Origin of the sequence: Parasphingorhabdus sp. (assembly GCF_039977335.1) — a bacterium.
Taxonomy (GTDB): Bacteria; Pseudomonadota; Alphaproteobacteria; order Sphingomonadales; family Sphingomonadaceae; genus Parasphingorhabdus.
Window position 1 is genome coordinate 568,374 of the sequence record NZ_JBDWDI010000004.1, and the last position, 10,467, is coordinate 578,840.

General features: G+C 52.5%; 11 protein-coding genes. 5 read left to right on the forward strand and 6 right to left on the reverse strand.

Features of this window, described 5'->3' with window-relative positions; genetic code table 11:
* Nucleotides 1-6 precede the first annotated feature (6 nt).
* Nucleotides 7-423, reverse strand: a complete 417-nt coding sequence (locus ABJM21_RS09950) for a DUF2141 domain-containing protein (protein WP_348301299.1) — start codon at nucleotides 421-423, stop codon at nucleotides 7-9.
* Nucleotides 404-1,153, reverse strand: coding sequence for a sterol desaturase family protein (locus ABJM21_RS09955; protein ID WP_348301298.1), 750 nt, complete (start codon nucleotides 1,151-1,153; stop codon nucleotides 404-406). The genes ABJM21_RS09950 and ABJM21_RS09955 overlap by 20 nt, the downstream gene beginning before the upstream one ends.
* A 110-nt stretch (nucleotides 1,154-1,263) precedes the next feature.
* Here ABJM21_RS09955 and crtY point away from each other — a divergent pair, with 110 nt between their 5' ends.
* Genes crtY through ABJM21_RS09970 form a run of 3 tightly spaced genes read left to right on the forward strand, consistent with a single transcriptional unit; the run spans nucleotide 1,264 to nucleotide 4,886 of the window.
* Nucleotides 1,264-2,424, forward strand: a complete 1,161-nt coding sequence (gene crtY, locus ABJM21_RS09960; RefSeq protein ID WP_348301297.1) for a lycopene beta-cyclase CrtY — start codon at nucleotides 1,264-1,266, stop codon at nucleotides 2,422-2,424.
* Between the two features lie 12 nt (nucleotides 2,425-2,436).
* Nucleotides 2,437-3,957, forward strand: a complete 1,521-nt coding sequence (locus ABJM21_RS09965) for a phytoene desaturase (protein WP_348301296.1) — start codon at nucleotides 2,437-2,439, stop codon at nucleotides 3,955-3,957.
* On the forward strand, nucleotides 3,957-4,886 hold the full coding sequence (locus ABJM21_RS09970; protein ID WP_348301295.1) for a phytoene/squalene synthase family protein: 930 nt from the start codon (nucleotides 3,957-3,959) through the stop codon (nucleotides 4,884-4,886). The genes ABJM21_RS09965 and ABJM21_RS09970 overlap by 1 nt, the downstream gene beginning before the upstream one ends.
* On the opposite strand, the gene ABJM21_RS09975 is transcribed toward ABJM21_RS09970, so the two are convergent.
* From ABJM21_RS09975 to ABJM21_RS09985, 3 genes are all read right to left on the reverse strand, one after another.
* The gene (locus ABJM21_RS09975; protein WP_348414138.1) at nucleotides 4,883-5,671 is read right to left on the reverse strand and encodes a 3'(2'),5'-bisphosphate nucleotidase CysQ; all 789 of its coding nucleotides are present in this window, start codon (nucleotides 5,669-5,671) and stop codon (nucleotides 4,883-4,885) included. The two genes, ABJM21_RS09970 and ABJM21_RS09975, sit on opposite strands and share 4 nt — an antisense overlap.
* Nucleotides 5,672-5,784: 113 nt before the next feature.
* Entirely contained in the window at nucleotides 5,785-7,131 is a 1,347-nt protein-coding gene (locus ABJM21_RS09980) for a metallopeptidase TldD-related protein (protein ID WP_348301293.1), read from the reverse strand.
* A gap of 71 nt (nucleotides 7,132-7,202) precedes the next feature.
* Nucleotides 7,203-7,598 carry a hypothetical protein gene (locus tag ABJM21_RS09985; RefSeq protein ID WP_348301292.1) on the reverse strand — a complete coding sequence of 132 codons (396 nt, stop codon included), beginning with the start codon at nucleotides 7,596-7,598 and terminating at the stop codon, nucleotides 7,203-7,205.
* 217 nt (nucleotides 7,599-7,815) lie between these two features.
* Between ABJM21_RS09985 and ABJM21_RS09990 the strand changes: the two genes are divergently transcribed.
* Nucleotides 7,816-9,099 (forward strand): NADH:flavin oxidoreductase/NADH oxidase family protein, encoded by a 1,284-nt coding sequence (locus tag ABJM21_RS09990; RefSeq protein WP_348301291.1) that lies wholly within the window; start codon nucleotides 7,816-7,818, stop codon nucleotides 9,097-9,099.
* Here the strand turns inward: ABJM21_RS09990 and ABJM21_RS09995 are convergent.
* Nucleotides 9,096-9,632, reverse strand: a complete 537-nt coding sequence (locus tag ABJM21_RS09995) for a Crp/Fnr family transcriptional regulator (protein WP_348301290.1) — start codon at nucleotides 9,630-9,632, stop codon at nucleotides 9,096-9,098. The two genes, ABJM21_RS09990 and ABJM21_RS09995, sit on opposite strands and share 4 nt — an antisense overlap.
* Before the next feature lie 94 nt (nucleotides 9,633-9,726).
* Here ABJM21_RS09995 and ABJM21_RS10000 point away from each other — a divergent pair, with 94 nt between their 5' ends.
* The gene (locus ABJM21_RS10000; RefSeq protein WP_348301289.1) at nucleotides 9,727-10,458 is read left to right on the forward strand and encodes an SDR family NAD(P)-dependent oxidoreductase; all 732 of its coding nucleotides are present in this window, start codon (nucleotides 9,727-9,729) and stop codon (nucleotides 10,456-10,458) included.
* Nucleotides 10,459-10,467: the final 9 nt, after the last annotated feature.

The window sequence follows — 10,467 nt, forward strand, 5'->3', positions numbered from 1 at the left end:
ATCATATCATAGGATATATTTCATTTTCACGGCATAATTTACATTGTCTGCACCAATAGTGAACTGGGCTGATTTAAACTTGGGAGGCCCCATGCCGATTTTGGGGTTACGCGAAAAGCCAAAGCCTTCACGCGGCAAAAACAGACGTAAATCCATTTTTCCATTGGCGTTTTCATCATGGACCAAAGCCACTGCATAGGTGCCAGGCTTCACATTGGCGATTTTGACGTTGCCCGCATCGGATGCCGCAACCTTTATTTTACGTGCGGACTTGTCCTTTCGGCAATCGGGGAAATATTTCGGATTGCTACTTAGACAGATCAGAACATCGCCTTTTTCGGATCGCAGGTTGGAAATGGCAATATCAATGGTTGCCGTTACCACAGGTGCAACGGCAGCCTGATTAGCCCCCACTGCGCTCACTGGAAGCGTCGTCAAAACTGCCAAGCCCGAGGTCAGTGCCACAAACTTTGTCCCAGAACCGAAAATATAACCCATAATTGCCCCTATACGCACTGTGATGTTTTTCATGATGAGTAGCGGTTATCAGCCCTTTTCCTAACAGGCCGTTAACCAACCAACGCGGAAACATCTCCCACCCCATATGGTTTGTGACACCCATAATTGTCATAACCAGCAGAACAAGGCCCAAAACGCCAACATGAATCGGGACTGCGATAACCAGAATGGGAATGACAATTGCCCCGCTAATCGCCTCTATCGGGTGAAAACTCATGGCAGCCCAAGCCGTTGGCGGCCGACTTTCATGATGAACCGCATGGGCTAGTTCAAACCAGCCGCGTCGATGGAACAGGCGATGGGTCCAGTAAAACCAAGTGTCATGCAGGAACAGATAGAGAAACAAGGATAGCGGCAAATACCAAAGCGGATACAGGCCGATATCCGTGTAAATTTTTGTCCAACCTGCGTTCTGCCAGCCCCAAGCTATGATACCAGCAGGAATTCCATAGATGGCCGCGGAATAGAGTGACCAGCGAATTTCGCGTCTCATCTGGGGTTTCAGCTTGTCATATTGGCCCGGCCGGATGCGCTGCGTCAGCCAAGCGAAAAGGCCGCTGGTGATCAGATAGCGGACTCCGACAATGATGGTCATGACCAGTGCAGACAGAATAATGGCCGGAAGCAGTTCCATGGCAGCAAGCTATGCCGCAAAAACCTGCCGAGCAAGGACAAAGCGGTTTATTTCGCTACATGCTTTGAGACAGGCTTCCCCCCGCTTGCGCCTTAGGCTACGGCCACTCTATGACGGCAGCGAAACAATTTGATCTGGCAATAGCAGGCGGCGGACTGGCTGGTGGCCTCATTGCTCTGGCGCTCCGCGAGCGGCGCCCAGAATTGTCAGTGGCGCTGATTGAGGCCGACGATCATTTTGGCGGCAACCATGTCTGGTCCTTTTTCGAAAGCGATATTGCGGCGGAGCACCAATGGTTGGTCGAACCGCTCATCTCGTTTCAATGGGACAGCTATGATGTGCGCTTCCCGAAATATGATCGTACTTTGAATACTGGATATCGGTCCATCTTATCAGAAAATTTTGACAGGATCATAAGCCAGAAAATTCCGAAGAAAAATCGCATAACTGGTTCTAAAATTGAAACTATAAGCGCAGGCAAGATCGAGCTGGCGAATGGCGATAATATTCACGCAACCGCGATATTGGACGCGCGTGGGGGCGGTGACTTCTCAGCACTGAAATTTGGCTGGCAGAAGTTTGCCGGGCAGGTTTTGCGTCTCAATAAACCTCATGGACTGGATCGTCCGATTATCAAAGATGCCACGGTTGAACAGATAGACGGCTATCGCTTTGTCTATTCCCTGCCGTTCAGCGCGACCGAGATTTTCGTCGAAGACACCTATTATTCCAATGGCGGTGATCTGGACATCGAAGCCAGTCATCGGCGGATTGCCGAATATGCCGAAACCCAAAGCTGGGAGATTGCCGATATCAGCCGCAATGAAGCGGGTTGCTTACCCGTGCTCTACGGCGGTGACTTTGATGCATTTTGGGCATCTTATGACGGCATTGAAGCTCGTGCCGGTGCCAGAGCGGCACTGATCCATCCTGTTACAAGCTATTCACTACCCATGGCTGTCCGCACCGCGATGATGGTGGCAGACATAGCCGAATTGACGCAGGGCAGCCTAGATGAAATGCTGCGTGAATATGCGGCAAAGCATTGGGAGGGTTGTAAATTCTATCATATGCTCTGTGCAATGATGTTCGAGGCGGGTAAGCCCGAGAAACGCTATAAAACCCTCGAGCATACCTATGGCAAGGATGAGAATTTGATTGCGCGCTTCTATGCTGGCACGACGACCAAGCTGGATCAAGCCGCCCTGCTCTCTGGCCGTCCGCCGGTTCCGATTACCAAAGCCCTACCGATCATGATGAAATATAGATGAGCCCCGATAGACATGAATGACGTAACCAAAAGCCAAAGTAAATTGTTCAAAACGGCTGCCGTAATCGGCTCGGGCTTTGGCGGTCTGGCGCTTGCCATCCGCTTGCAGTCGGCGGGTATTCAGACCACCATTTTGGAAAGCCGCGACAAACCCGGCGGCCGCGCCTATTATTGGGATAAGGACGGCTTTATTTTTGACGGCGGTCCTACCGTGATTACCGACCCTGATTGTCTGAGCCAGCTCTGGGACCTGACCGGGCATGATATGGCCAAGGATATTGAGCTGATGCCAGTATCGCCTTTCTACCGGCTCAACTGGCCGGACGGGACCAATTTCGATTATGTCAATGATCCTGAAGAGCTTTACGCCAATATCGCAGCGATCGAACCGGACGATGTCGAAGGCTATAAACGCTTCCTTGAATATAGCGGCGGGCTCTATGAAGAAGGCTATGTCAAACTCGGCACCAAGGCGTTTCTCGATTTCAAATCGATGATCAAAGCCGCTCCGGCGCTGATGAAATTTGAAGCCTATCGCTCTGTCTATGCCAAAGTATCAGGCTTTGTGAAAAACGAAAAACTGCGTGAGTTTCTTTCGTTCCAATCACTATTGGTTGGCGGCAATCCCATGAAAACCAGCGCGATATATGGCCTGATCCACAAGCTGGAACGGCTTGGCGGCGTATGGTTCGCCAAGGGCGGTACGAATATGCTGATCGCTGCGATGGTGAAGCATTTTGAACGGATTGGCGGCACAATCCGCTTGTTCGATCCGGTGACCAGCATTGATACAATGGGTGATCGCGCATCGAGCGTTACCTGTAAATCAGGCTGGAGCGAGACATTTGATGCCGTCGCGTCCAATGCCGATGTCATGCACAGCTATCGCGACCTGCTGGGTCACAAGCATCGCAGCGACAAAGTGACAGCGTCACTTAAAAAGAAGAAATATTCGCCGTCGCTTTTTGTCGTGCATTTTGGCCTCAAAGGTACATGGCCAGGCATACCTCATCACATGATCTTATTTGGTCCGCGCTATAAGGGTTTGCTTGAAGATATTTACGATAATGGTGTTCTGCCTGAAGATTTCTCGCTCTATCTCCACCACCCGACGATTACCGATCCGGAAATGGCCCCAGAAGGTCACAGCACTTTCTATGTGCTGGCCCCCGTTCCCCATCAGGGCAAACTGCCGATTGACTGGGAGAAAATGGGACCGATTTACGAGAAGCGTATTCTCGACGAGATCGGCCACCGCCTCATCCCCGATATTCACGACCGTATTGTCACCAGCTTCCACTATACGCCTCAGGATTTTGGCACCGACCTCAACGCCCATCTCGGCAGTGCTTTCAGCTTGGAACCCCTGCTCACCCAAAGTGCGTGGTTCCGGGTTCACAACCGGGATGACGTGATCAACAATCTCTATTTTGTTGGCGCTGGCACCCATCCCGGTGCTGGTATTCCGGGCGTTGTTGGTAGCGCGAAAGCGACAGCAGAGCTGATGCTTGAGGATATATTACAAGACGCATAATGAACCGCGCCAACCTCGTCCTTCACGCCAAAGCCAGTATCGATCGCGGATCGAAATCTTTCGCGCTCGCGTCAAAGCTGTTTGCCGAACAGACGCGCGAGCGGGTGTGGATGCTTTATGCCTGGTGCCGGGAGTGCGATGATCTGGCCGATGGTCAGGATCATGGCCATGGCATGTCGGCGACCCCGGCATCGGAGAAAACCATTGCGGTCATGCGGATGCTGACGCGCCGCGCAATGGGCGGTGAACAGACGGGCAAGCCCGCTTTTGATGCCATGGGTGTGGTCGCGCAGGAATGCCGCCTGCCCAATAATCTCGCCAATGATGTGATAGACGGCTTTGCGCTCGATGCCAAATTATGGCGACCGCAAAGCGAAGATGATCTCTACCAATATTGCTATCATGTTGCCGGTGCGGTTGGGTGTATGATGGCGGTTGTCATGGGCATCCCGCCGCGCGACGATGAAACGCTCGATCGTGCCAGTGATCTGGGGCTCGCCTTTCAGCTATCCAATATTGCCCGCGATATTGCTGAGGATGCTGCAGCGGGACGCTGTTATTTGCCCAAAGACTGGCTCGCAGAGATGCGGATTGATCCCGATGACTTGATGAATCCAACACGGCAAGATGCCTTGATCCAGTTGATCGGACGGCTATGCAGTCTGTCAGAACGCTATGAAGCATCCGCCAGGATCGGGGCAGCGCGCTTGCCTTTCCGGTCACGCTGGGCAGTTTTGGCAGCAGCGGGTATTTACGGCGATATCGCCCGTGCGGTGAAGCGGAGCGACGGCGGTTCCCTTAACAAACGGATTGTGACCAGCAAGGCAGCAAAGGCTGGATGGGTTGCAAAAGCCTTTGGTCAGGCGCTGTTCAAATCGAAATGGACAGATCGTGAAGCGCTTTGGACCCGTCCGCGAAATCGGGCTTAACTCTGCCCTTCATTCTCTGAGAGAAATTTGGCAACCCGCGCAACAGCAGCAGCATGAATAGCTTCTGACGTACACAGCACGCCAAAAGCTTGTCCGTGCGTGCCGTTATAGCGTAGCTGTTTGCCATAAGCATCCGTGACCCTCGCCCCTGCCTCTTCAGCAATCACATGGGCTGCAGCAATATCCCATTCACTGCCCCAGCGCGTCGAGACGACCAGATCAGCGCGATCATCGGCCACCATTGCCAGACGCAGCGCTATGCTATTGGGTTTGAACACAGGCGTCAGATCAATATAAGCTGGTAGCTCTTCGACTGGCAATCGCGCGCCATTATAGTTCGTGCATTGGCTGGCTTTAAGCGCTTTGCCGTTGACCTCAGTATGGCTGCCGGCTTTAGCGGTCCAAATCTCATCCATCGCTGGCGCGTTGAGCACCCCGAATATTGGCGCTCCATTTTTTACCAGCGCCACCGAAACGCACCAACCGGGTTTTCCCTTCACGAAATCTTTGGTGCCATCAATCGGATCAACGACCCATGCCATTTCGCGGCCAGACAGGGATTGATCTTCTGCGGTTTCCTCCGACAGCCATCCCGCTTCCGGGAGCTGCGCCTCTAAACGCTCTCGGAGAAAGCGGTCCACCGCGATATCGGCTTCGCTCACAATCTGCCCAGGCGACTTTTCCCAAGTCTTTTCGGCATTCTTACCCGCCTGCCATTGCTGCATGGCAAGATCGCCTGCTTCTCTGGCTATCGCAATAATCTGATCAAAATCAACCAAACCCAAATAACTCCATTAGCCCCCAACCTGTTCCGGATATATTGGAACGGGGCCCTTCCTTGTCTGATAGTCGTGGTTCGACAAGCGCACCACTAACGATTTAGATTTGATCGGCTTTCCTAACCGCCGGCCACGGTCATGCTATCCGTGCGCAGGGTTGGTGCATTGACTGCATAACGATATTCCAGATCATCCGCCGGTATCAAACTGGCGAACATATCTTTCAGGTTTCCGGCAATCGTAATTTCAGAAACCGGAGCGCCAATTTCACCATCGGTAATCAGGAAGCCGCCAGCACCGCGGCTATAGTCACCGGTGACCGGGTTAACGCCTTGTCCTATTAATTCAGTGATATAGACACCATGCTTAATTTCCTTCATCAGTTCGGCCCTACTAATGGACCCGGCGTTCATATGAAGGTTCGTCACACTGACGCCCGGTGCACCGCCTACCCCGCGAGAGGCATGGCCCGTTGGCTGCAATCCCAATTGCCGCGCCGAAGCACTTTCCATAATCCATTGGGTTAGCCGCCCATTGTCGATCAATTTCGTTTTCGCCGTTGGTAATCCTTCACCATCAAAAGCCTTGGACCGCAGACCACGCTTACGGTGCGGGCAGTCGATAATATTGATCGCGCTGTCAAATACCTGCGTATCTAAAGCTTCCAGCAGAAAACTGGTTTTGCGCGCTATTGCACTACCCGCAATCGCTCCCACAAAATGCCCAAGCATCGAGTTACTGATCCGCGGATCGAATACCACTGGCATGGCACCGGATTCAAAATCCACCGGGTTCAAACGTGATACTGCCCGTTCTCCAGCCTCTGCGCCAATGGCTTCCGGCGTATCGAGGTCCTCAAAATGGCGGGTACTGTCATAGGCATAATCGCGTTCCATGCCATCGCCTTCACCAGCAATGACGCTAGCGTGGCAACTATAGCCACTGGTTGAATAGGCGGCCGAAAATCCATGACTGGTGGCAAGGGCAACAATCGATCGACCAGCGCTAGCGCCGCCACCTTCGCTGTTTGTCACGCCCTTAACGGCTCGAGCGGCGTCTTCGGCTTTCAAAGCCATCTCACGCAGCATTTCGGGATCAGGGTCGATGCCATCATCGCCATCAATCGGATGAGGATCGGATTTTAGAATCAATTCTTCCGGAGCCAAACCGGCATATTGGTCTTCCGGTGCCTCGCGCGCCATGTCCATTGCCCGGCCAACCAGAGCAGACAATATTTCCGGATCCATGTTCGACGACGATACGGTTGCTGATCGCTTACCCGCAAAAACCCGCAGGCCGATTTCTTCACCTTCGGATCGTTCGACATCTTCCAGATTGCCAAGGCGCATCGATACCTGCGTTGACGCATCGCAGACGTAAATCGCGTCCGCGGCATCGGCACCGGCTTTTTTGGCTTGGAAGATAAGGGCGTCGGCGCGGTCCTGCGCTTCTTGTGGCTTTAACATGCGCTGGACATAGGGTCGACGAGCAGCGAGGTCAACGCTGCGCGCAGGCTTTGTTTACAAAATGGAACTGTTTAAAAAATTGCGCCGAGAAGTTTGATAATGCCGACAAAAACAAACGGCAAACCCAGCGCCAAAATCCAGAGCGTTACCTGATCCTTGCGAAAGCGAGCGGCGAGGCTCTGTTCGCTAAGGCCGCTATGGGCAACATCCTGCCAGCGTTTTTCATATTTACGGCAAAACGGGACAATGACCGCAACCAGCAGCACCAGTCCGAAATAGGGCGCGATCGACATGCCCTTGGTTTCAATGAAGCTGAGAACGAAGAATATTTGCGCCATTGTGTAGACGAGCAAAGCCGTCGCACAATTATTGCTCATTTTCTTTTCCCATTGCACTGATGACGATGAGCGAAGCTCGCGATCATCGCGATGTTTTGCAATCGTTTTACGAGATGCTGCTGCAACCATATCCATTCCCCTTCAACATTCTCTCTCCGCGCTGTCGACTGTTTCCCCAAACTAGCGCCTACTGACACTATAACCGCTTTTCTCCAAAAGCCAAATCGGCTGATTTCTGTGTTAAAATGTCGTTAATATCACTTAGACCTTGCCAAAAATTACGTTGTTCGACAGAATCAGTTTCTAATCGCAATGCAATTACGACTTTAACTATCGGGGCAAATTCATGACCATACTCGCTGATCCACTCACCCTGCCCTGTGGCGCCATTCTTCCCAACCGCATTGGCAAGGGCGCGATGACTGAAGGTATGGCGACACCAGATGGTGTTCCAACCCCTGAGCTGGAGAAGCTTTATGGTATCTGGTCCGATGGCGGCGCGGGAATGCTGCTGAGCGGCAATATCCAGATTGACCGGGATCATCTTGAACGCCCCGGCAATGTCGTTATCGACAAACCCGCCGACGAATCAATGATGGCCGCGCTCAAAAGCTGGGCCGCGATTGCAACCCGAAATGGCAACCATTTCTGGGCGCAAATCAGCCATGCCGGACGGCAAACGCAGAGCAATGTCAACAAACACCCAAAGGCACCTTCCGCAGTAAAGCTTGGTCTACCCGGCAGCCAATTTGGCGAACCTGTAGCGCTAACGGTCCAAGAGATTGAGGAACTTGTCGATCGGTTCGCGCTGGCTGCAAAGACCTGTAAGGAAGCTGGCTTTACCGGCGCGCAGATACATAGCGCCCACGGCTATCTACTCAGCAGTTTCTTGAGCCCACGCGCCAACCAGCGCACCGATGAATATGGTGGCAGTCTGGAAAACCGAGCACGTTTTCTCTTGTCAGCAGTCGCAAAAGTTCGTGCCGCGGTCGGTCCGGATTTCCCGATCTCGGTGAAGCTCAACAGCGCGGATTTTCAGAAAGGCGGCTTTGCCTTCGAAGACAGTCTGCAAGTCGTGCAATGGCTCGAAGCGGCCAGCGTCGACCTGATCGAGATATCCGGCGGTACTTACGAACAGCCAGCGCTAATGGGTGCTGACGGGATGGAAGAGAAGGAGGAGCAAAATGTTGCTCCTTCAACCCAGGCCCGCGAAGCCTATTTCGTTGATTTTGCCAAAGCGATGCAGGCATCAGTAAAGGTTCCGCTTATGGTAACCGGTGGTTTCCGCACCCGCGCGGCGATGGAGCAAGCGCTAGAAGGTGGTGCGGCTGACCTGATCGGTCTTGGCCGCCCGATGTGCGTGATGACCGACGCGCCTAAACAATTGCTTGCAGGCCTCGACGAACTTCCGCGCTATGAAAACAGCCTGCAGCTCATTCCCGACTGGCTAGGTTTTCTGAAACGCTTTCAGATGGTCAAGGCGGTAGATGGTTTTGCCACTATTTATTGGTTCTACGAACAATTGTTCAATATCGGCAAAATTGGAAAAACTGACCCTGATCTAAGCGTTTTCAAAGGGTTCCGAGCGGTGGAAGCGCGGAACAAGAAGATATTAGCCGCTCGCAGTTAGTCAGTTCGCTCAGCTACCCGCTTTTTAATCCGGCTCAGTCCAACCGGAGTCACGCCCAGATAGAGCGCAATCTCATTTTGCGTCACCATGTCCGTGATATGTGGCATGGTTTTTAGCAATTCCCGGTAGCGGTCTTCAGCCGACAGGCAGAGCAGCTCATATTCGCGGCGTTCTTTCTTCATCGCAAAGGCGAGCAGGAAATCCACTACAACACCGGCAATATTGGCATTGTCCCGGCTCGCTCCATATATTTGACTGAAATTCAACCGGATCAACTCGGTCGGCTGCATACAAACCAGACTGAAGGATGAGCTTTGTCCGGCATAGCTGGCGGTCAGACTGCCGATAAAATCACCGGGCTGAATGAAGGACTTGATATGCTCCTTGCCCTCGCTCGATAGATAATAGGCCTTTAACAGCCCCTTCCGGACAGCGTAGAGCGATCCATGGTCTTCACCCTGGCGAAATAAATGCTCTCCCGCCTCTGCCTTTACCGGTTTTCCGTAGGTTTCGAGAAATTGAGAAAACTGCATCACTTTTAACCCAGGTTAATTACGGCACCGTCCTTGCAGCGTAACAGCGCCTTCAACGCAGTGCTAATCATTTTGAAAACAGAGGAAAAGTCCCATGACCATTAGCGGCAAACGGATTGTGATAACCGGCGGAGCTTCCGGCCTGGGCCTTGAGCTGGTCCGGCAGCTGGCAACCAACAATGAAATAATTGTCATCGCCAGAGAGTCGGGAGGTTTGAAACAGCTCGGCGGTGATTATCCCGAAATGACCATTTTTAAAGCCGACTTGTCTGACGATTCAGCGGTTAAACAGGCTGCAACTGATCTGGCCGCTCAGTTTCCGGCGATTGATGGCCTGATCAACAATGCTGCCTTGCAATATACGCCCAGCTTTCTCGATCCCGAATTTAAATATGATCAGATTGCTAAAGAAATCGCGACCAATTTCACTACCCCTGCTCAGCTTTGCTATCTGCTGCTTCCTTCCCTACTTAGAGGGAGCCAACCGTTCATTCTCAATGTGAATTCTGGGCTGGGTCTGGTCCCCAAAACCAGCTCCGCCATCTATTGCGCAACAAAGGGCGGCCTCAACATCTTCTCCCAAGCTTTGCAAAATCAACTGGAACAGACGGATGTTTCCGTTTTGCAGGCCTTCTTGCCGCTCGTTGATACCGCGATGACCGAAGGTCGCGGCGATGGGAAGCTGCCGCCGGATCGAGTTGCAAGCGACATCATCAGAGGAATTGCTGCACGCAAGGCCGACATTGATATCGGTAAAGTCAAATTACTGCGCCCCATCTCCCGGTTCATGCCGGGTCTTGCTCGCAAAATCATGAAATCAGGCTAAGAGGTAAAT

Excerpts from the sequence above, each read along its gene's own strand:
- ABJM21_RS09955 (WP_348301298.1), bottom strand. The coding sequence starts at position 1,153 with ATGGAACTGCTTCCGGCCATTATTCTGTCTGCACTGGTCATGACCATC.
- crtY (WP_348301297.1), top strand. The coding sequence starts at position 1,264 with ATGACGGCAGCGAAACAATTTGATCTGGCAATAGCAGGCGGCGGACTG.
- ABJM21_RS09965 (WP_348301296.1), top strand. The coding sequence starts at position 2,437 with ATGAATGACGTAACCAAAAGCCAAAGTAAATTGTTCAAAACGGCTGCC.
- ABJM21_RS09970 (WP_348301295.1), top strand. The coding sequence starts at position 3,957 with ATGAACCGCGCCAACCTCGTCCTTCACGCCAAAGCCAGTATCGATCGC.
- ABJM21_RS09980 (WP_348301293.1), bottom strand. The coding sequence starts at position 7,131 with ATGTTAAAGCCACAAGAAGCGCAGGACCGCGCCGACGCCCTTATCTTC.
- ABJM21_RS09985 (WP_348301292.1), bottom strand. The coding sequence starts at position 7,598 with ATGGTTGCAGCAGCATCTCGTAAAACGATTGCAAAACATCGCGATGAT.
- ABJM21_RS09990 (WP_348301291.1), top strand. The coding sequence starts at position 7,816 with ATGACCATACTCGCTGATCCACTCACCCTGCCCTGTGGCGCCATTCTT.
- ABJM21_RS09995 (WP_348301290.1), bottom strand. The coding sequence starts at position 9,632 with ATGCAGTTTTCTCAATTTCTCGAAACCTACGGAAAACCGGTAAAGGCA.
- ABJM21_RS10000 (WP_348301289.1), top strand. The coding sequence starts at position 9,727 with ATGACCATTAGCGGCAAACGGATTGTGATAACCGGCGGAGCTTCCGGC.